This is a genomic window from Stutzerimonas stutzeri, from assembly GCF_018138085.1.
Lineage (GTDB): Bacteria > Pseudomonadota > Gammaproteobacteria > Pseudomonadales > Pseudomonadaceae > Stutzerimonas > Stutzerimonas stutzeri_AI.
Genome location: NZ_CP073105.1, coordinates 1,186,233 through 1,207,031, shown reverse-complemented (window position 1 = coordinate 1,207,031; position 20,799 = coordinate 1,186,233). Strand labels below are relative to the sequence as shown.

At 63.0% G+C, this 20,799-nt stretch carries 18 protein-coding genes; 15 read left to right on the top strand and 3 right to left on the bottom strand.

The annotated features are described in order from the left end of the window. The first annotated feature begins 71 nt into the window (after positions 1-71). From KCX70_RS05750 to phnE, 3 genes are read left to right on the top strand one after another with little or no spacing between them, the layout of a single operon-like run. Entirely contained in the window at positions 72-914 is an 843-nt protein-coding gene (locus tag KCX70_RS05750; RefSeq protein ID WP_249121700.1) for a phosphonate ABC transporter ATP-binding protein, read from the top strand. Further along, a complete protein-coding gene (locus KCX70_RS05745) occupies positions 908-1,741 on the top strand; it encodes a PhnE/PtxC family ABC transporter permease (protein WP_212619553.1) in 834 nt (277 codons plus the stop codon). Before KCX70_RS05750 ends, KCX70_RS05745 begins: the two co-directional genes overlap by 7 nt. Further along, positions 1,738-2,505 (top strand): phosphonate ABC transporter, permease protein PhnE, encoded by a 768-nt coding sequence (phnE, locus tag KCX70_RS05740; RefSeq protein ID WP_021209600.1) that lies wholly within the window; start codon positions 1,738-1,740, stop codon positions 2,503-2,505. Before KCX70_RS05745 ends, phnE begins: the two co-directional genes overlap by 4 nt. Positions 2,506-2,675: 170 nt before the next feature. Here the strand turns inward: phnE and KCX70_RS05735 are convergent, their stop codons facing one another. Continuing rightward, a complete protein-coding gene (locus KCX70_RS05735) occupies positions 2,676-2,993 on the bottom strand; it encodes a DUF2288 domain-containing protein (RefSeq protein ID WP_212619552.1) in 318 nt (105 codons plus the stop codon). Between the two features lie 199 nt (positions 2,994-3,192). Here KCX70_RS05735 and KCX70_RS05730 point away from each other — a divergent pair, with 199 nt between their 5' ends. The 6 genes from KCX70_RS05730 (at position 3,193) to KCX70_RS05705 (ending at position 10,162) form a co-directional block, all read left to right on the top strand. After that, positions 3,193-4,311, top strand: a complete 1,119-nt coding sequence (locus tag KCX70_RS05730) for a branched-chain amino acid ABC transporter substrate-binding protein (protein WP_021209602.1) — start codon at positions 3,193-3,195, stop codon at positions 4,309-4,311. Between the two features lie 470 nt (positions 4,312-4,781). Next, on the top strand, positions 4,782-5,705 hold the full coding sequence (livH, locus tag KCX70_RS05725) for a high-affinity branched-chain amino acid ABC transporter permease LivH (RefSeq protein WP_102851390.1): 924 nt from the start codon (positions 4,782-4,784) through the stop codon (positions 5,703-5,705). Then, positions 5,702-6,958: a high-affinity branched-chain amino acid ABC transporter permease LivM gene (locus tag KCX70_RS05720; RefSeq protein WP_021209604.1), complete on the top strand. Its 1,257-nt coding sequence runs from the start codon at positions 5,702-5,704 to the stop codon at positions 6,956-6,958. Before livH ends, KCX70_RS05720 begins: the two co-directional genes overlap by 4 nt. Beyond that, complete coding sequence (gene livG, locus KCX70_RS05715; RefSeq protein WP_102851392.1) at positions 6,955-7,722, top strand: high-affinity branched-chain amino acid ABC transporter ATP-binding protein LivG; 768 nt, start codon at positions 6,955-6,957, stop codon at positions 7,720-7,722. The genes KCX70_RS05720 and livG overlap by 4 nt, the downstream gene beginning before the upstream one ends. Positions 7,723-7,724: 2 nt before the next feature. Next, complete coding sequence (locus tag KCX70_RS05710) at positions 7,725-8,426, top strand: ABC transporter ATP-binding protein (RefSeq protein ID WP_021209606.1); 702 nt, start codon at positions 7,725-7,727, stop codon at positions 8,424-8,426. A gap of 380 nt (positions 8,427-8,806) precedes the next feature. After that, complete coding sequence (locus tag KCX70_RS05705; protein ID WP_212619551.1) at positions 8,807-10,162, top strand: 8-oxoguanine deaminase; 1,356 nt, start codon at positions 8,807-8,809, stop codon at positions 10,160-10,162. A 5-nt stretch (positions 10,163-10,167) separates the two neighbouring features. Here KCX70_RS05705 and KCX70_RS05700 read toward each other — a convergent pair whose 3' ends face one another. Further along, positions 10,168-10,536, bottom strand: a complete 369-nt coding sequence (locus KCX70_RS05700) for a MerR family transcriptional regulator (protein ID WP_212619550.1) — start codon at positions 10,534-10,536, stop codon at positions 10,168-10,170. 80 nt (positions 10,537-10,616) lie between these two features. On the opposite strand from KCX70_RS05700, the gene KCX70_RS05695 reads away from it, so the two are divergent. From KCX70_RS05695 to guaD, 5 genes are all read left to right on the top strand, one after another. Next, complete coding sequence (locus KCX70_RS05695; RefSeq protein WP_212619549.1) at positions 10,617-11,054, top strand: hypothetical protein; 438 nt, start codon at positions 10,617-10,619, stop codon at positions 11,052-11,054. A 372-nt stretch (positions 11,055-11,426) separates the two neighbouring features. After that, on the top strand, positions 11,427-12,866 hold the full coding sequence (xdhA, locus tag KCX70_RS05690; RefSeq protein ID WP_212619548.1) for a xanthine dehydrogenase small subunit: 1,440 nt from the start codon (positions 11,427-11,429) through the stop codon (positions 12,864-12,866). Then, positions 12,859-15,249 carry a xanthine dehydrogenase molybdopterin binding subunit gene (gene xdhB / locus KCX70_RS05685; RefSeq protein WP_212619547.1) on the top strand — a complete coding sequence of 797 codons (2,391 nt, stop codon included), beginning with the start codon at positions 12,859-12,861 and terminating at the stop codon, positions 15,247-15,249. The genes xdhA and xdhB overlap by 8 nt, the downstream gene beginning before the upstream one ends. 125 nt (positions 15,250-15,374) lie before the next feature. Continuing rightward, positions 15,375-16,208, top strand: coding sequence for a xanthine dehydrogenase accessory protein XdhC (gene xdhC, locus KCX70_RS05680; protein WP_212619546.1), 834 nt, complete (start codon positions 15,375-15,377; stop codon positions 16,206-16,208). 364 nt (positions 16,209-16,572) lie between these two features. After that, the gene (gene guaD / locus KCX70_RS05675; RefSeq protein WP_212619545.1) at positions 16,573-17,880 is read left to right on the top strand and encodes a guanine deaminase; all 1,308 of its coding nucleotides are present in this window, start codon (positions 16,573-16,575) and stop codon (positions 17,878-17,880) included. 427 nt (positions 17,881-18,307) lie between these two features. On the opposite strand, the gene KCX70_RS05670 is transcribed toward guaD, so the two are convergent. Then, the gene (locus KCX70_RS05670; protein ID WP_021209614.1) at positions 18,308-19,072 is read right to left on the bottom strand and encodes a GntR family transcriptional regulator; all 765 of its coding nucleotides are present in this window, start codon (positions 19,070-19,072) and stop codon (positions 18,308-18,310) included. A gap of 371 nt (positions 19,073-19,443) precedes the next feature. Between KCX70_RS05670 and KCX70_RS05665 the strand changes: the two genes are divergently transcribed. Then, positions 19,444-20,790, top strand: coding sequence for an NCS2 family permease (locus KCX70_RS05665; protein WP_102851402.1), 1,347 nt, complete (start codon positions 19,444-19,446; stop codon positions 20,788-20,790). The last annotated feature ends 9 nt before the right edge of the window (positions 20,791-20,799 follow it).

The following is a 20,799-nucleotide window of genomic DNA, read 5'->3' as shown; positions in this document are numbered from 1 at the left end:
CGCTCCGTCCAACGCGAATCCGGGCCGTGGACATCCCCACTGCGAACGCTCCCGTCACGATGAGTCCATCGATGAAGATGTCACCCGCGCAAGACTACGCCCTGGCCGCTCCGTGCCTGCGCCTGGCCGGCCTGAGCCAGCGCCACGCCAACGGCACGCTCGCCTTGCAGGATATCGACCTGACCATCACACAGGGCGAGCGCGTGGCGATCATCGGCCCGTCCGGCGCCGGCAAGACCACCCTGCTGCGCCTGCTGGCCAGCCATATTCAACCCAGCAGCGGGCACTTCGAGATGCTGGGCTGCGCGCCGTGGTCGATGTCCGCAGGGGCGCGGCAGAAATTGCGCACGCGCGTGGGACTGATTCACCAGGCGCCACCCCTTCCCCCGCGGCAACGCGTCATCACCGCCGTGTTGGCTGGCCGTCTGGGTCAGTGGTCACTGGCTCGCAGCCTTGCCAGCCTGGTCTATCCGCTGGATATCCGGGGCGCGGCCGAGGCGCTGAGCCGGCTGGATCTGGAGGACAAGCTCTATGTGCGCTGCGACGAGCTTTCCGGCGGGCAACTGCAACGTGTCGGCATCGCCCGCGTGCTTTACCAACAACCTGAGCTGGTGCTTGCCGACGAGCCCGTATCGGCGATGGATCCGGTGCTCGCCGCGTATTCTCTGGGCGTGCTCAACCGCGACAGCGTGCGCCGTCAGGCGACCCTGCTGGCCAGCCTGCACGCCGTCGAGCTGGCACTGGAGCATTTCCCGCGGGTCATTGGAGTCCGCGCCGGAGGCATTCTGTTCGACAAAGCCGCAGCGCAGGTCACGCCTGTCGAACTCGAGGCGCTTTATGCCAATGAACAGCTGGACGGCGAGCAAACCCTGCTGACGCTGCCCGATCTGCCGTTGCACGTGCCTCGATGCTGACGTCTTCGCTCACCCGAAGGGACCCGGCCGCCGGTCCGCGGCTGATGGTGACGCTGCTGACGCTGGCATTGCTCTGGCCAGGCCTGTCGCTGAGCGAACTCGACCTGAGCGTGCTGGTCGACGGCAGCAATGCCGAGACCATGGGCGTGTTCCTTTCCGGTTTCTGGCCCCCGGCACATGACGAAGCCTTTCTGCGACTGCTGGGCCGCGCCACCCTGGAAACCCTGGCGATCGCGACCGCGGGCATGGCGCTGGCGCTGATCGTAGCGTTTCCCTGCGCCCTGCTGGCTACCCGCGCCTTGTCACTGTCGGCACTCAGCCGCGGCGGACGGCCTGGAAAATGGGCCGAGGCGGCTCGCTGGCCGGTGCGAGGATTGCTGATCCTCTTGCGCAGTGTGCCGGAGATCGTCTGGGCGCTGCTGTTCGTGCGCGCGGTGGGCCTCGGGCCGACCGCCGGGGTAATGGCCATCGCCATCACTTACGCCGGCATGCTGGGCAAGGTCTACGCCGAAATCTTCGAGTCGGTCGACCCGCTGCCGATCCGCGCCCTGCTCGGGGCAGGCAGCTCGCGGCTCCAGGCGTTCGCCTACGGCGTACTGCCTCAAGCCACCGGAGAGATGCTCTCGTATACCGTCTACCGCTGGGAATGCGCGGTGCGCGCGTCGGTGGTCATGGGCTTCGTCGGCGCGGGCGGGCTGGGCCAGCAGATGGACCTGTCGATGCGCATGTTCGCCGGTGGTGAAGTGGCGAGCATGCTGCTGACTTTCCTGCTGCTGGTGCTACTGGCCGACCTCATCAGCCAGCTGTTGCGCCGGAGCTTCGCATGAACGCCCTGTCGCGCTACGCATGGCCGCTGTTGCTGATCGCTGCGGTGATCGGCTCGTTCGTTTTTCTGCAACTCGAGGCCGGCGCAGTGTTCAGTGTCGACGGCCTGCGGCAGATGGCCGACTACGCCGCCGGCTTTCTCCACCCCGACCTGTCGGCCGGCCACCTGCGGGCGATTGGCTACGCCGCCCTGGAAACCCTGGCGATGTCGGCGATGGGCACATTGTTGGCGGCACTGCTCGGGGCGCTGCTGGCACTTCCGGCAGCGGGCCGCGTCGGCCTGATCGCCAAAGGCGCAGCGCGGCTGCTGCTCAATGCCCTGCGTGCCGTACCGGAACTGGTCTGGGCTGCGCTGATGGTCCTTGCCGCCGGTCTTGGCCCGAACGCCGGCACCCTGGCGCTGGCGCTACACACCGCCGGAGTGCTGGGGAGGCTGTTCGCCGAAGCCCTTGAAAACACGCCGAACGCGCCAGCCGAGGCGTTGCGCCTGGCAGGTAGCAGTCGCATCAGCGCTTTCTGCTACGGCACGCTGCCCGTCCTCTGGCCACAACTGATGGCCTACACCCTGTATCGCTGGGAAAACAACATCCGCATGGCCAGCGTGCTTGGCTTCGTCGGCGCGGGTGGCCTGGGTCAGATGCTCTACATGAGCCTCAGCCTGTTCCAGGAAGCACAAGCCTCAACGGTTATCCTCGCCATGCTGCTGATGGTGTTGGCGGTCGACGCCCTGAGTGGCTGGGCACGAATGCGCTGGGTGCGCGGCTGATATCCAGGCCTGAGCAACTGTTCATCGTCGACAGAGGCTGGCCAACACTCTCGAGCAGGATGACGGCGCGCTGCGAACATTGGGTTAGAAGTGCAAACAGATGCCCAATCGCAAGGACACCTGCAAGAAGGTCACATGAATGGTCGGCAACGCGTGCGGAGCGCCCCTGATCAGTGCAGTACCGGGCGCTCACCCCGCTCCTGGACCAATACCCACGGTGCCACCACCACAGCCCAGAGCTGAGGATCACGCTCCAGCCAATCCTGCGCTTGGTCGGCTTCGAGCTTGGCCATATGGCCTTTCGCCAGCCACTCGGCTACCTTCTCTCGATCGTCTTGCGCGACGGCCTGGGCGGCTTCGATCAGATCGACGTCGCCAACCACGCGCAGCAAGGCACCGCGGGCGAAGAAGGGTTGCAACTCCTGCCAGGTGATCGATGCGGTTTCGCCCAGCAGCTTGGCATAGAGAGTGCTTGAATCTTCGTTCATGGGACCTACCCGTTTACGTAAAGGGCGCAATGATAGCGTTCGGGTAAATCTCATCAACCGGATGATTCCTGACTGTGCAAACAGGTGCTGACGCTTCTACACTGTGCCGGTACAGTTGCCGTACCGTTTGGGGACGTTTGCCCCGTAACGACACTGCAGCCAGCAGGATTCAAACAATAATGATGCAAGTGGAGCGCATATGAAGACCAAGCAACGTCTGTCCAAACTTTTCATGGCTATCGCTTTGACAGGAGCCGCGAGCTACACGCTTGCCGCCGACACGATCAAGATCGGTTTGGCCGGCCCGGTCACCGGAGCCGTTGCGCAATACGGGGACATGCAGTTCATCGGTGCCCAGATGGCCATCGAGCAGATCAACAAAAAAGGCGGCGTCGACGGCAAGCAGCTCGAAGGTGTCGTGTATGACGACGCGTGCGACCCGAAGCAGGCGGTCGCGGTTGCCAACAAGATCGTCAATGACGGCATCAGCTTCGTGGTCGGCCATCTGTGCTCCAGCTCGACCCAGCCGGCATCCGACATCTACGAAGACGAAGGCATCCTGATGATCACCGCGGCGTCCACCAGCCCGGAAATCACCTCGCGCGGCTACAAGCTGATCTTCCGCACCATCGGCCTGGACAGCCTGCAGGGCCCGACCGCCGGCAACTACATTGCCGACCACGTCAAGCCGAAGAACGTGGCCGTCATCCACGACAAGCAGCAGTACGGTGAAGGCATCGCTACCGCCGTGAAGGAAACCCTGGAGAAGAAAGGCGTCAAGGTCAGCCTGTTCGAAGGCATCAACGCCGGCGACAAGGACTTCTCCTCGATGATTTCCAAGCTCAAGCAGGCAGGCGTGGATTTCGTCTACTACGGCGGCTATCACCCGGAACTCGGCCTGCTGCTGCGCCAATCCAAGGAGAAGGGCCTGAACGTGCGGTTCATGGGGCCTGAAGGCGTCGGCAACTCGGAAATTTCCGCCATTGCCGGTCCAGCTTCGGAAGGCATGCTGGTTACGCTGCCGAAGTCGTTCGATCAGGATCCGCGCAACCAGGAACTGGTCGATGCATTCAAGGCGAAGAAGCAGGACCCGAGCGGCCCGTTCGTGTTCCCGGCCTACGCCGCCGTGCAGGTCATTGCCGAGGGCATCGAGAAGGCCGGCAGCACGGATACCGAAGAGGTCGCCAAGGCGCTGCGCAGCAACACCTTCGATACCCCGACCGGCAGCCTCTCGTTCGACGAGAAGGGCGACCTGAAGGACTTCAACTTCGTGGTTTACGAATGGCACCAGGACGGCACCAAGACCGAAGCCAAGTGAGCCTTTAACCACCCAACCGAAGCCCACGGCATCCGCTGTGGGCTTTGTTTTAGCTGATCGGGGCTGACCCGGCCACAAGCGATGGGACGACCCCAGCAACACCTTCAACCAAGCGAGTGGCCTGCACAGCTGGCCCGCCTCGAAATTGGCAACGTGCGTGATCCGCACCGAGCCCCTGGCGCCGCATTCCACGTGCAGCGTGTTCGAAGCAGGTCCGCCTTGGCGGTCGAGCAGCCGTTGAAAACGTAGGCGAGGCAGGCAAGACGAGGCGCAACGACCGAAGGCGGCCACAGCCGAAGGCCGGCCCAAGGGCATGCGCAGTGAATCAAAACAGTCGAAACGTGCAGCTCAGGTGTTTTCCAACCAGCACCGATGGGCCCGCATCAAGGCTGCCTTTGACGAACGTCGCCAACGCAGACGGTTTTTCGATGGCCCTGCTAGCACGGGCTGCGGGTGTTCAGGAGAATGTAATGCCTGAGCTCTACCACTACTTCCAGCAGCTGATCAACGGCCTGACCGTTGGAAGCACCTATGCCTTGATAGCCATCGGTTACACGATGGTCTACGGCATCATCGGCATGATCAACTTCGCCCATGGCGAGGTGTACATGATCGGCTCCTACGTGGCCTTCATCGCCATCGTCGGGCTGAGCATGATGGGCCTCGATGCCCTGCCAATCCTGATGATCGGCGCCTTCGCCGCGGCCATGATCGTCACCAGCGCCTACGGTTACAGCATCGAGCGCGTCGCCTACCGACCGCTGCGCGGCAGCAACCGGCTGATCCCGCTGATCTCCGCGATCGGCATGTCGATCTTCCTGCAGAACGTCGTGCTGTTGTCGCAAGACTCCAAGGACAAGGCGATCCCCAACCTGATGCCGGGCAACTTCATCCTCGGTGAAAGCGCCATGAACGGCGTGGTGATTTCCTACATGCAGGTGCTGATCTTCGTGGTCACCATCATCACCATGCTGGTCCTGACCCTGTTCATCTCTCGCTCACGCCTGGGTCGCGCCTGCCGCGCCTGCGCTGAGGACCTGAAGATGGCCAACCTGCTGGGCATCAATACCAACAGCATCATCGCCCTGACCTTCGTCATCGGCGCGGCGCTCGCAGCCGTCGCAGCGGTGCTGATCAGCATGCAATACGGCGTGATCAACCCGCACATCGGCTTCCTGGCCGGCATCAAGGCCTTCACCGCGGCGGTGCTCGGCGGCATCGGCAGTATTCCGGGCGCCATGCTCGGTGGCCTGGTACTGGGCGTTGCCGAAGCCTTCGGCGCCGACATCTTCGGCGATCAGTACAAGGACGTGGTGGCCTTCAGCCTGCTGGTGCTGGTGCTGCTGTTCCGCCCGACCGGCATCCTCGGCCGTCCGGAGGTTGAAAAGGTATGACTCGCAATCTTCGCACTGCCTTTTTCAGTGCTCTGCTGGTATTCGCCGTTGCCGTCCCGGTGTTCGGCCTGAAGCTCACAACCGTCGGCATTCGCCTGGAAGTGCATGGCAGCGATGCCAAGACGTTCTGGATCATCGCCGCCTGCGCCGTGGCCATGTTCTTCTGGCAGCTGTTCCGCCATCACCTGGCGGCCGGCTGGGCCGCCAGTCCCAACCTGCCGACGGTACCAGCGGGTGCGGGCAATTTCCTCACGCTGCCGTCTACCCAGCGCGCCATCATCATCGGTCTGATCGTTCTGGCGCTGGTGTGGCCGTTCTTCGGTTCGCGCGGTGCGGTGGACATCGCTACCCTGATCCTGATCTACGTGATGCTCGGCCTGGGCCTGAACATCGTCGTCGGTCTGGCCGGGCTGCTGGACCTGGGCTATGTGGGTTTCTACGCCGTGGGTGCTTACACCTACGCGCTGCTCTCGCATTACTACGGCTTCGGGTTCTGGATGGCACTGCCCATTGCCGGTGCGATGGCGGCGCTGTTCGGCTTCCTGCTGGGCTTCCCGGTGCTGCGCTTGCGCGGCGATTACCTGGCGATCGTGACCCTGGGCTTCGGCGAGATCATTCGCCTGCTGCTGCGTAACATGACCTGGCTGACCGGCGGCCCGAACGGCATCAGCGGCATCGAGAAGCCGACGCTGTTCGGCCTGTCGTTCGACCGCCGCGCCGACGAGGGCATGCAGACCTTCCACGAGTTCTTCGGGCTCGATTACAGCTCCATCAACAAGGTGATCTTCCTCTACCTGATCGCCGTACTGCTGGTGTTGTTGACGCTGTTCGTGATCAACCGGCTGCTGCGCATGCCCATCGGCCGCGCCTGGGAAGCGCTGCGTGAAGACGAGATCGCCTGCCGCGCGCTGGGTATGAACCCCACCGTGATCAAGCTTTCGGCCTTTACCCTGGGCGCTACCTTCGCCGGTTTTGCCGGCAGCTTCTTCGCCGCGCGCCAGGGCTTGGTGTCACCGGAGTCGTTCACCTTCATCGAATCGGCCATCATCCTCGCCATCGTGGTGCTGGGCGGCATGGGCTCACAGCTTGGGGTGATTCTCGCCGCCATCGTGATGATCCTGCTGCCTGAGCTGATGCGTGAGTTCAGCGAGTACCGCATGCTGATGTTCGGCGCCTTGATGGTGCTGATGATGATCTGGCGTCCGCAGGGCCTGCTGCCCATGCAACGTCCCCACCTGGAGCTGAAGCGATGAGCCGCCCGATTCTCGAAGTAAGCGGCCTGACCATGCGCTTCGGCGGCCTCCTGGCCGTCAACGGGGTAGGCCTGACCGTACATGAAAAGCAGGTGGTCTCCATGATCGGCCCCAACGGCGCCGGCAAGACCACGGTGTTCAACTGCCTGACCGGCTTCTACCAGCCCACCGACGGCAAGATATTGCTCGACGGCGAACCGATCCAGGGCCTACCCGGCCACAAGATCGCCCGCAAGGGCGTGGTGCGTACTTTCCAGAACGTTCGTCTGTTCAAGGACATGACGGCGGTGGAAAACCTGTTGGTCGCCCAGCACCGGCATCTGAACACCAACTTCCTGTCCGGCCTGCTGAAGACCAAGGCCTTTCGCAAGAGCGAGCACGAGGCGATGGACTTCGCCGCGCACTGGCTCGAGCAGGTCAACCTGACCGATATCGCCAACCGCCCCGCGGGCACCCTCGCCTACGGCCAGCAACGCCGTCTGGAAATCGCCCGCTGCATGATGACGCGCCCGCGCATCCTCATGCTCGACGAGCCGGCAGCAGGTTTGAACCCGAAGGAAACCGAGGACCTGAAGGCGTTGATCGGCATGCTGCGGGACAAGCATGGCGTCACGGTGCTGCTCATCGAGCACGACATGAAGCTGGTCATGAGCATTTCCGACCATATCGTCGTGATCAACCAGGGCTGTCCGCTGGCGGACGGTACGCCGGAGCAGATCCGCGACAATCCGGACGTGATCAAAGCCTATCTGGGAGAGGCGTAACCATGCTGTATTTCGAAAACGTCTCGACCTTCTACGGCAAGATCCAGGCGCTGCACAGCGTCAACGTCGAAGTCCGCAAGGGTGAGATCGTCACCCTGATCGGCGCCAACGGCGCTGGCAAATCGACCCTGCTGATGACGCTCTGCGGCACGCCCATGGCCTCCGAAGGCAGCATTCGCTTCGAGGGCGAAGAGCTGGTCGGCAGGCAGACCTGCGACATCATGCGCAAGGATATCGCCGTGGTGCCCGAGGGTCGGCGCATCTTTGCCCGCCTGACTGTTGAGGAAAATCTCGCCATGGGCGGGTTCTTCACGAACAAGGCGGACTTTCAGGAGCAACTGGACAAGGTGCTGTTGCTGTTCCCGCGCCTGAAGGAGCGTTTCCAGCAGCGCGGCGGCACCATGTCCGGCGGCGAGCAGCAGATGCTTGCCATCGCCCGCGCGCTGATGAGCAAACCCAAGCTGCTGCTGCTCGACGAGCCCTCGTTGGGCCTGGCGCCGATCATCATTCAGCAGATCTTCGAGATCATCGAGCAGTTGCGTGAAGATGGCGTGACCATCTTCCTGGTCGAGCAGAACGCCAACCAGGCGCTCAAGCTGGCCGATCGTGGCTACGTGCTGGAGAACGGTCACATCGTCATGCAGGGCAGCGGTGAAGAGCTGTTGGTCAACCCGAAAGTCCGCGACGCCTATCTGGGAGGGTGAAGCCGACGCAAAGCGCTGGAAGGCTGGACGAGAACGACGATGCGTTCGCATTCGGCCTTTCACAGTTGCTACGCCGCCTGATGGGCTTCGCCCATCCTACTGGCCCGGCGAAACATCTCCCGTAGGATGGGTGCAACCCATCACCGCTCTCGAGTGCACTGAAACGGTGACAATCGAGCCACGATCTTTTATCGTGCGTTTCGCGCCACGCAACGCGTTTCCACACTGTCGTTGCGCAAGGCACGCAGCCAGGCGTCGCAATCAGGCGTACTGGCTGGGCGTCCCCGACTAGGCGTCCCCGACTAGGCGTCCCCCTGGATCAGCAGACAGGGCATAACTGAGCTGGCTCATTTCTGAACTCAACTCAGGAGAAGCCGGCCATGACTGCCAGCCGTATCTGGATCAAGAACCCCCTCGCCCTCTACACCGCCAACGATCAGAAAGCCCCCGGCGGGCTGGTGATCGAAAATGGTGCCATTGCCGAACTGCTCGGCTCCGGACAATCCCCATCGTCCCCCGTCGACAGCACTTTCGACGCCCACGAGCACGTCGTGCTGCCGGGGCTGATCAACACGCACCACCACTTCTACCAGACCCTCACCCGCGCCTGGGGCCCCGTGGTCAACCAGCCGCTGTTCCCCTGGCTGAAGACGCTCTACCCGGTCTGGGCGCGTCTGACACCGGACCGCCTGGCGCTAGCCAGCAAGGTCGCGCTTGCCGAGCTGCTGCTATCGGGCTGCACCACTGCGGCGGACCATCACTACCTGTTTCCGGACGGTCTGGAAAACGCCATCGACGTGCAGATCGAGGCCGTGCGCGAACTGGGCATGCGCGCGATGCTGACGCGCGGCTCCATGAGTCTGGGCGAAGCCGATGGCGGTCTGCCACCGCAACACACCGTGCAGACGGCCCAGGCGATTCTCGAGGACAGCGAGCGGCTGATCGCGCGCTACCACGAGCGCGGCGCCGGAGCCCAGATCCAGATCGGCCTGGCGCCCTGCTCACCGTTTTCGGTCACGCCAGAAATCATGCGCGCCAGCGCGGCGCTAGCGGAACACCACGACGTGCGTCTGCACACGCACCTGGCCGAGACTCTGGACGAGGAAGACTTCTGCCTGCAGCGCTTCGGCCTGCGCACCGTCGACTACCTGGACAGCGTCGGCTGGCTGTCCGAGCGCACCTGGCTGGCGCACGGGATTCACTTCAACGACGACGAGATCGCACGTCTCGGCGCCGCGGGTACCGGCATCTGTCATTGCCCGAGCTCGAACATGCGCCTGGCCTCAGGGATTTGCCCGACCGTGGCGCTCGAATCGGCGGGAGCGCCTATCGGCCTCGGCGTGGACGGTTCGGCCTCCAACGATGCGTCCAACATGATCCTCGAAGCCCGGCAGGCGCTGTATATCCAGCGCCTGCGCTACGGCGCCGAGCAGATCACCCCGGAGCGGGTGCTGGGCTGGGCCACGCGCGGTTCGGCACGGCTACTGGGTCGTGGCGACGTAGGCGAACTGGCCGTCGGCAAACAGGCCGACCTGGCGCTGTTCAAGCTAGACGAACTGCGTTTCTCCGGCAGCCACGACCCGATCTCGGCGCTGCTGCTGTGCGGCGCCGACCGGGCCGACCGGGTGATGGTGGGTGGCCAGTGGCGAGTCGTCGACGGCCAGATCGAAGGCCTCGACGTGGCCGGACTGATCGCCAACCACAGCCAGGCGGCACGCGAGCTGATTGCCGGTTGACGGGGTCAAGCGGGCGTATCGGCCTTTCCACGCAATGGGCAAGGCAACCCGATGCGCTCGCTGATCATCTGCCTTAGCGCCTGCAGCTCGCTCACGCGCTCATCGATGGTCGCCAGCTTTTCAAGCAGCAAAGCCTCGACCATCTGGTCTGGATCGGGCGCGTCCGCTACCCGATCCAGATTTTCACCGATCTCGGCCAGACTAAATCCGAGGCGCTGCGCGGTGCGAATGTAAAACAGCGTTTGCACTGTTTCGGCAGGGTAATGCCGATACCCGTTGCCGCTACGTACAGCTCGGATAAGCCCGCGCGCCTCGTAAAACCTAAGCGTGTCACGACTCAGTCCAGATTCGGCCGCGAGCTCACCGATGCGCATATACCTGCTCCAGAAATAGGGTTGACCATAGAGCGTACTCCAGGGTTGAGACTGTTGGCACCTCAACGGGAGAACCATCCATGACAACCGCTCGCTATCGCCGAATCGTCCTTGCAAGCGCCTGGTACGACCTCCTGGTCACGGCGCCCTTCGCCACGCCCTGGTCTTTTACTGTCTTGCATGAGGCGTTATCGGCAGTCGCCGTGCAAGTCGGAGTATATCCACTGCCGGCTTTCGCTCCGATGCACGTATTGATGGCCAACCTGCTTGGCAGCATCGTTTGTATCTGGGCGGTGCTGCGGATTCGCCATCCACGTCCGCGCTTCGGGCGCTACGATGCGGCAGGTCGCCTGTTGTTTTCACTCTGGCAGCTGTATGCCCTTGCTCATGGTGCCAGCCTCGTGCTGCTGCCGTTCCTGCTCGCGGAGGTCGGCTGGATGTTGGCCCAAACGCTACCTTTGGTCGGCGGGAAAAATAGTCGAGCGGCTGTCGCAACACCTTTCGTAGACCGTCCCTGAGAGAGCGCAAGCACTCCAGGGCCAGACGAACTGATAATTCGGGCGCCGAAATATCGTCCGCTGAGACGGCAGATCAGTAGGCGCCGCGTTTGGCCTGCCTCTGCCGAAACGCCTGACCAGATCGCCCTTGCAGCAGACAACAGTCTGCTCGCACTTTAGCCGAAGCCTTACGTCTACCTGCGCGGGGCAATCCTGGCCCATCTGGGCCACACTCATATCCATGAACAACAAGCCGAAGCGGCACACGCATTGCTGCGTAAACTTCGCTCGTCGACGAGCTGACTTTTGAGTCAGGAATTTGTTGACCAAAAAGTCAGATAAGGATAATTTCCACCACCAGAGCCCAGAACAAAAACTCCCCGGAGGCCCTCCTTGATCCAGTTCCTACTCAATCGAGAACTGCGCCGTGAGCAGACACTCGATCCGAATACCACCGTGCTGGAATACCTGCGTGAATACCGCGGCAAGTCCGGCACCAAAGAAGGCTGCGCTTCCGGTGACTGCGGTGCCTGCACCGTCGTGGTCGGCGAGCTCGATGGCGACCGCTTGCGCTACCGCACACTCAATTCCTGCCTGACCTTCGTCTCCGCCTTGCACGGCAAACAGTTGATCACCGTCGAGGACCTGAAGCACAAGGGCCAGCTACACAGCGTCCAGCAGGCGATGGTCGACTGCCACGGTTCGCAGTGCGGCTTCTGCACGCCGGGCTTCGTCATGAGCCTGTTTGCCCTGCAGAAATCGGCGGATGGCTTCGACAAGGCCGACACCCACGAAGCCTTGGCTGGCAATCTCTGCCGCTGCACCGGCTACCGCCCGATTCTGGATGCCGCCGAACAGGCCTGCTGTGGCAAGCAGCCGGACCAGTTCGACGCCAGCGAAGCCGAAACCGTTGCTCAGCTGAAAGCCATCGAACCCCACGAAACCGCCGAACTGAACAGCGGCGACAAGCGCTGCCTGTCGCCACTGACCGTTGGCGATCTGGCCGAGATCTACAGCGCCAACCCGGACGCCCGCCTGCTCGCGGGTGGCACTGACCTCGCCCTTGAAGTCACCCAGTTCCACCGCGAACTGCCGGTAATGATCTACGTCGGCCACATCGCCGAGATGAAAAAGGTCGAGGTCACCGACAAGGGCATCGAGATCGGCGCGGCCACACCGCTGACCGATTGCTACGAGGTGCTGGCGAAGGAATACCCGGACTTCGGCGAGCTGCTGCACCGCTTCGCCTCCTTGCAGATCCGCAACCAGGGCACGCTGGGCGGGAACATCGGTAACGCCTCGCCCATCGGCGATTCGCCGCCCCTGCTGATCGCATTGGGTGCGCAAGTCGTGCTACGCAAAGGCAACAACAGCCGCACCCTGCTGCTGCAGGATTACTTCATCGACTACAAGGTCACCGCTCGCGAGCAGGGTGAATTCATCGAGAAGATCATCGTGCCGCGCGCCCAGCCGAACCAGCTGTTCCGCGCCTACAAAGTGTCCAAGCGTTTGGACGATGACATTTCCGCCGTCTGCGCAGCCTTCGACCTGAAGCTCGAAGACGGCCTGATCGACGATGCCCGCGTCGCGTTCGGCGGCATGGCGGCCATTCCGAAACGCGCGGTGGCCTGCGAGCGAGCCTTGATCGGCGCGCCGTTCACTGCAGAGACCATCGAGCGCGCCTGTGAGGCACTGGAGAAGGACTTCACACCGCTGACCGATTTCCGTGCCAGCCGCGAATACCGCCTGCTGGTCGCACAGAACCTGCTGCGCAAATGCTTCCACGAACAACAAGCGCCGGCGTACGAGACGAGGGTCACTTCCTATGCATAAGCCAACCAAAACCCAGGAAGAAATTGCCGCCCTGTTCAAGCAGGACCTGGTCACTGGCGTCGGCCGCAGCGTCAAGCATGACAGCGCGCCCAAGCACGTCACTGGCGAGGCGGTGTATGTCGACGACCGCCTGGAGTTCCCCAATCAGCTGCACGTCTATGCCCGCATGAGCGACCGCGCCCACGCCCGCATCGTGCGCATCGACACCACGCCCTGCTATGCCGTACCCGGTGTTGCGATCGCCATCACCGCGCAGGACGTTCCGGGGCAGCTGGACATCGGGGCGGTCATGCCCGGAGACCCGCTGCTGGCCGACGGTAAGGTCGAATATGTCGGCCAGCCGGTGATCGCCGTCGCCGCCAACAGCCTGGAAACCGCGCGCAAAGCGGCCATGGCCGCGATTATCGAATATGAAGATCTGGAGCCGGTGATCGACGTGGTCGATGCACTGCGCAAGAAGCACTTCGTACTCGACAGCCATACCCACAAGCGTGGCGATTCCAGTGGCGCACTGGCCACCGCCCCGCGTCGCCTGCAGGGCAGCCTGCACATCGGCGGCCAGGAACATTTCTACCTGGAAACCCAGGTGTCTTCGGTGATGCCCACCGAGGACGGCGGCATGATCGTCTACACCTCGACGCAGAACCCCACCGAGGTGCAGAAGCTGGTGTCCGAGGTGCTCGGCGTCTCGATGAACAAGATCGTCATCGACATGCGGCGCATGGGCGGCGGCTTCGGCGGCAAGGAAACCCAGGCCGCCGGCCCCGCGTGCATGTGCGCGGTGATCGCGCACCTCACCGGCCGCCCGACCAAGATGCGCCTGCCGCGAATGGAAGACATGACCATGACCGGCAAGCGTCACCCCTTCTACGTCGAGTACGACGTCGGCTTCGACGATGACGGCCTGCTGCACGGCATCGAGATCGACCTGGCCGGTAACTGCGGCTACTCGCCGGACCTGTCCGGCTCCATCGTCGACCGTGCCATGTTCCACTCGGACAACGCCTACTACCTGGGCGACGCCACCATCAACGGCCATCGCTGCAAGACCAACCTGGCGTCGAACACCGCCTACCGCGGCTTCGGCGGCCCGCAAGGCATGGTCGCCATCGAGGAGATCATGGATGCCGTCGCCCGCGAGCTGGGCAAGGACCCGCTCGAGGTGCGCAAGCGCAACTACTACGGCAAGACCGAGCGCAACGTCACGCCGTATTACCAGGCCGTCGAGCACAACATGCTCGAGGAGATGACGGCTGAACTCGAGGCCAGCAGTGAGTACGCGAAGCGCCGTGAGGAAATCCGCGCGTTCAATGCCAAGAGCCCGATCCTCAAGAAGGGACTGGCGCTGACGCCAGTGAAGTTCGGCATCAGCTTCACGGCGAGCTTCCTCAATCAGGCCGGCGCGCTGGTGCACGTGTATACCGACGGCAGCATTCACCTGAACCACGGCGGCACCGAAATGGGCCAGGGCCTCAACACCAAGGTCGCGCAGGTCGTGGCCGAAGTATTCCAGGTGGGCATCGACCGCATCCAGATCACCGCCACCAATACCGACAAGGTGCCGAACACCTCGCCGACGGCCGCCTCCAGCGGTGCAGACCTCAACGGCAAGGCGGCGCAGAACGCGGCGCAGACCATCAAGCAGCGCCTGATCGAGTTTGCCGCACGGCACTACCAGGTCACCGAGGAAGACGTCGAGTTCAAGAACGGCCAGGTGCGCATTCGCGACCAGTACGTCTCCTTCGACGAGCTGATCCAGCAGGCCTACTTTGGCCAGGTGTCGCTGTCGTCCACCGGCTTCTACCGCACGCCGAAGATTTACTACGACCGCAGCCAGGCGCGCGGCCGGCCGTTCTACTACTTCGCCTACGGCGCGGCGTGCTCGGAGGTGATTGTCGACACCCTGACCGGCGAGTACAAGATGCTGCGCAGCGACATCCTCCATGACGTCGGTGCCTCGCTGAACCCGGCCATCGACATCGGCCAGGTAGAGGGCGGCTTCGTCCAGGGCATGGGCTGGCTGACCATGGAAGAGCTGGTGTGGAACGACAAGGGCAAGCTGATGACCAGCGGGCCGGCGAGCTACAAGGTACCGGCGGTGGCGGACATGCCGCTGGATCTGCGGGTCAAGCTGGTGGAAAACCGCAAGAACCCAGAAGACACGGTGTTCCACTCCAAGGCCGTTGGTGAGCCGCCGTTCATGCTCGGCATCTCGGTCTGGTGCGCGATCAAGGATGCCGTCGCCAGCCTGGCGGACTACAAGGCCCAGCCGAAGATCGACGCCCCGGCGACGCCCGAGCGGGTACTGTGGGGCGTGGAGCAGATGCGCAAGCTGAAGCGGACGGCGGCGGTACCAAGCGCCACGGAAACCACCCCGGCCTGATGCGCTGTACCGATCGCAGGCAGAGCCTGCTCCTACACTGGACAGCTCCTGTAGGTGCAAGCTCTGCTTGCGACCCGGCCACCGAAGACGATCACGCGCATGCCCTCGCGGCATCGGAGAACGAGATGAACAGCTGGATTGATGCCCTCGCCGAGCTGCAACAAAAAGGCGAACCCTGCGTGTTGGTGACCATCATCGAGGAGCGAGGCTCAACGCCGCGCAATACCGGCTCGAAGATGGTCGTCAGTCGCGAGCGCCTCTACGACACCATCGGCGGCGGTCATCTGGAATACAAGGCGCAGGCGATTGCCCGCGAGATGCTGGAAAACCGCGTGCGTGATACGCGGCTGGAACGCTTCTCCCTCGGCGCCAGCCTCGGCCAGTGCTGCGGCGGGGCCACCGTGTTGTTGTTCGAGCCCATGGGCCAGCCACAGGCGCATATCGCGGTGTTCGGCGCCGGCCATGTGGGCCGTGCCCTGGTGCCGCTACTCGCCAGCCTGCCGTGCAAAGCGCGCTGGATCGATTCGCGTGAAAGCGAGTTCCCGGCGCATATCCCGGCGGGGGTGGAAAAGGTAGTCAATGACGATGTGGTCGATGAGGTGGCAGAGATGCCTGCCGGCAGCTACTTCATCGTCATGACCCACAATCACCAGCTCGACCTGGAACTGACCGCGGCCATCCTCGAACGCAACGATTTCACCTACTACGGGCTGATCGGTTCGAAGAGCAAGCGCGCCAAGTTCGAACACCGCCTACGTGATCGGGGCTTCCAGCCGGAGACCGTGCAGCGCATGCGTTGCCCGATGGGCATCGCGGAGGTGAAGGGCAAGTTGCCGGTCGAGATCGCGGTGTCGATTGCCGGCGAGGTGATCGCCACCTACAACGCCAGCTTCGGTGAGAAAGCCGCAGACGGCGAAAAGCCGGTGCCGATGCTGGTACCCGCCTCGCGGCGTGGCTGAAGAAACACTATGGAGCGGTCTTGACTGCGACTGCGCCTGACAAGATCGCACCAAGCCAATCGCCGTCAAGACTCGACGTCCCCTACCGCCCCCACGCCTGCGTTATAGAGAGAAGACATGTCCAGCACCAAGCCTACCGTGCCGCCCTGCTCCACTGCCTCGCCGACCCGCGCGAGGTGAGCACAGAGCAATCCCACGAATATTTCGAAGACGGCCTGTTGGCGCCCGTCTCACAGCGTACTGAAGTACCACTGTGGGAGCGGTCTTGACCGCGAATAGCGCCTGACAACGCCGCACCGAGCCGAATCGCGGTCAAGACCAGGTGTCCCCGACCGCTCCCACGTCTGAGTTATAGAGAGAACCCATGTCTAGCACCAAAGCCTACCGTGCCGCTCTGCTCCACTGTCTCGCCGACCCACGCGAGGTGGGCATCGAGCGCTCCCATGAGTATTTCGAAGACGGCCTGTTGGTGGTCGAAGACGGCAAGATCGCGCGCATCGGCGCCGCGGCCGACCTTCTTCCAACCCTGGCAACCGGCACCGAGGTGATCGAATACCCCGACGCGCTGATCACGCCCGGTTTCGTCGACACCCATATCCATTACCCGCAAACCGGCATGATCGCCTCCTATGGCGAACAACTCCTCGACTGGCTCGAGACCTACACCTTCCCCACCGAACGCGCCTTCGCCGACAAGGCCCACGCGGGCGAGGTCGCCGAAGTCTTTCTGAACGAACTGCTACGCAACGGCACCACCACCGCACTGGTATTCGGCAGCGTGCATAAAGAATCGGTAGACGCCTTCTTCGAAGCCTGCGAGAAGCGCAACCTGCGGATGGTCGCCGGCAAAGTGCTGATGGACCGCAATGCGCCGGACTACCTCACCGACACCGCCCAATCGGGCTACGCTGACAGCCGCGAGCTGATCGAGCGCTGGCACGGCAAGGGCCGCCTGCATTACGCCGTGACACCGCGCTTCGCGCCCACCAGCACGCCCGAGCAGCTCGCCCTGGCCGGCCAGCTGTTCAAGGAATACCCGGACCTTTACATGCACACCCACCTGTCCGAGAACCGCAAGGAGATCGAATGGGTGCGCGAGCTGTTCCCCGAGCGCAAGGGCTATCTGGATGTCTATGACCACCACGGCCTGATCGGCGCGCGCTCGGTGTTCGCCCACGGCGTGCACCTGTGCGACGAGGAATGCCAGCGCCTGGGCGAAACCGGTTCGGCCGTGGCGTTCTGCCCGACCTCCAACCTGTTCCTCGGCAGCGGCCTGTTCGACCTGGAGAAGGTCGAAGGCTTCGGCGTGCGCGTCGGGCTGGGCACCGACGTCGGTGCCGGCACCAGCTTCTCGCAGCTGCAATCGCTGAACGAGGCGTACAAGGTGATGCAACTGCAGGGCAAGAAGCTCGACCCGTTCAAGTCGCTGTACCTGGCCACCCTGGGCGGCGCCCGCGCGCTCTACCTGGACGACTGCATCGGCAACCTGCAGCCGGGCAAGGATGCCGATTTCGTGGTGCTCGACTACAAGGCCACGCCGCTGATCGACTACCGCCTGCGCCAGGCCCGGACGCTGGAGGAAAAACTCTTCGCCCTGACGATCCTCGGCGACGACCGCGCCGTGAAGGAAACCTACGCGGCCGGCGTATCCGTGCACCGGAAAAATAAATAAGCCCAACGTAGGGCGGATTAGCCGAAGGCGTGACCCGCCTTGCGAGCGACCGGGCGCCTTGCGATGGCGAGTCGGAATGCAGCCAGTTCAGGGCAACGCAAGCGCCTGCGGCGATCCGTCCTACTTAAAGCGGCTGCCCACCGACAAGGGTTTAACGCCGTCCTAACGTAGGGCGGATTGGCTGACGGCATGATCTGCGGTTCGAGCGAACAGGCGCTACTGCAGCGCCAGTTGGTGATGCAGCCCGTTCGCGGCAAGCGAGGGAAGCGCCTTCAGCGATTCCGTCCCATGAAAGCGACCCGGTGATCTCCACCCTCAGGCTGGGCTTCAGCGCGACGCGCCGTGCTGCCGCCCGGGACCTCACAGCGAAGCCAAACCCGCCGAGACTTGCGGTTAAGCCCTAAACGGCAGCGCCCTTGCAGACGCCCTACGCCTTGCGATTGGCCAGACGCGGCTTTTTCTTGGGCAGGGTCAGGTGCGAGAACACCGCGTGGAGGTCATCCGATGCGCTGTCTTCATCGAGGTTTAGCTTGCTGTCGATATGATCCATGTGGTGCATCATCAGGCGCACCGCCTTCTCGCTGTCACGCGCGGCGATGGCGTCGATCAGCTCGTTGTGCTCGTCAAAGGAGCAATGCGAGCGGTTACCGCTTTCGTATTGAGCGATGATCAGCGAAGTCTGCGATACCAGGCTGCGCTGGAAACTCACCAAGGGCGCATTCTTCGCCGCCTCGGCCAGCTTCAAATGGAACTCTCCGGAAAGACGAATCCCGGCGCCGCGATCGCCTCGGGCGAAGCAGTCCTGCTCGTCGGTCACCATCTGCCGCAACTCGCCGAGCTGATCGGCGCTGGCATGTTGCACCGCCAGTTCGGTAATGGCGCGCTCGACCAGCCGACGCGCAAAGAAGATCTGCCGTGCTTCTTCGACGCTCGGACTGGCAACCACCGCGCCGCGGTTGGGCCGCAGCAACACCACACCTTCATGGGCGAGCCGTGACAGCGCGCGACGGATGATGGTGCGGCTGACGCCGAAGATCTCGCCCAACGCCTCTTCGCTGAGCTTGGTGCCCGGCGCCAGTCGCTGTTCGAGAATTGCATCGAAGATGTGGGCGTAAACGATGTCGTCCTGGGTCCCGGTGCGGACCTTGCCGTTTCGTGACGGCTTTTTCAGAGGCTGCAACTGTTCGTTCATGGTGACTCGCGTCGGAAATGTCGGCAAACCGAACTTTACTGCCTTTCAGCGGCTGGCAGGCAGTGGCCAACGGCAAAACAATGAAAAAAATCCGGGTTTATTGTGCACAATCAAATTGTGCGGCGTCTCGCCCGCTGGCTTTACGTGCCCAGAGCCATTCGAAACGCTGGCTGAACTGCAAAGCATGAAGTCCCGCTTGGCCGATGGAAAACGCTTAAATCGAGTTGCAATTCTTGTATACAAAAGCATAATCACGTCAAGCCTTCCTGACCTCCCGGTCAAAAAAACCGATCAGAAAGCGCTCAACCATCACCTGCCCCTCGAGAGCGTCGCTCTGGGTGATAGACAACAAGAACGATGAGGAACACCTTGTGGAAACCACCAAGCAGGAACAGCCCACCCTCGGCCTGCAGCCCACGCAACTCGGCCTGCTAGACCGATTCTTCAAACTCAGCGCACATCGCACCAATATAAAGACCGAGCTTTTGGCGGGCCTGACGACTTTCGTCACCATGGCCTACATCATCTTCGTCAACCCCAACATCATGGCCAACGCGGGCGTCGACCATGGCGCCGCGTTCGTCGCCACGTGCATCGGTGCTGCGCTCGGCTGCTTCCTCATGGGCCTGTATGCCAACTGGCCAGTGGGCCTGGCACCGGGCATGGGGCTCAACGCGTTCTTCACCTACACAGTGGTCGGCGAGATGGGTTATAGCTGGCAGATCGCCCTGGGTGCGGTGTTCATCTCTGGCGTGCTGTTCATGATCATGAGCCTGTCTCGGATCCGTGAATGGCTGCTCAACAGCATCCCGATGAGCCTGCGCTTTGCCATGGGCGCCGGGGTCGGTCTGTTCCTCGGGCTTATCGGCCTGAAAACCGCCGGTATCGTTGTCGACAGCCCCGCCACGCTGCTGACCATGGGCTCGTTCGGCGAACCCGCCACGCTGCTGGCCGCGGTCTGCTTCCTGATGATTGCCGTACTCAGCCATCGCAACGTCTTCGGCGCGATCCTGCTGAGCATGCTGGTAGTCACCGGCATTGGCTGGGCCATGGGCCTGGTCGAGTACAACGGCCTGATCTCGATGCCGCCGAGTCTGGCGCCGACCTGGCTGGCGATGGACATCGCCGGTGCGCTGAACCTGGCGATGGTCAGCGTGATTCTGGCGTTCCTCTTCGTGAACATGTTCGATACCGCCGGCACGCTGATGGGCGTCGCGCACCGTGCGAATCTGGTGGACGAGGACGGCAAGATCCAGAACCTCTCCCGCGCGCTGAAAGCCGACAGCACCTCCAGCGTCGTCGGCGCCTTCGTCGGCTGCCCGCCGGTCACCAGCTACGTGGAAAGTGCTTCAGGCGTTGCCGCAGGCGGACGCACCGGACTTACCGCCGTGACCGTCGGGGCGTTGTTCCTGATCGCGATGTTCTTCGCCCCGCTGGCCGGCATGATCCCCGCCTATGCCACAGCGGGTGCGCTGATCTACGTCGCCATGCTGATGATGAGCGGCCTGGCCCACATCGACTGGAAGGATCACACCGACACCATCCCGGCAATCGTGACCGTGGTGATGATGCCGCTGACATTTTCCATCGCCAACGGTATCGCGATGGGCTTTCTGACCTACGCAACGCTCAAGCTGCTGACCGGGCAACGCGACAAGGTCTCGCTTAGCCTTTATGTCCTGTGCATCGTCTTCATCGCCAAGTTCGCCTTCCTCTAAAGCAGGCGA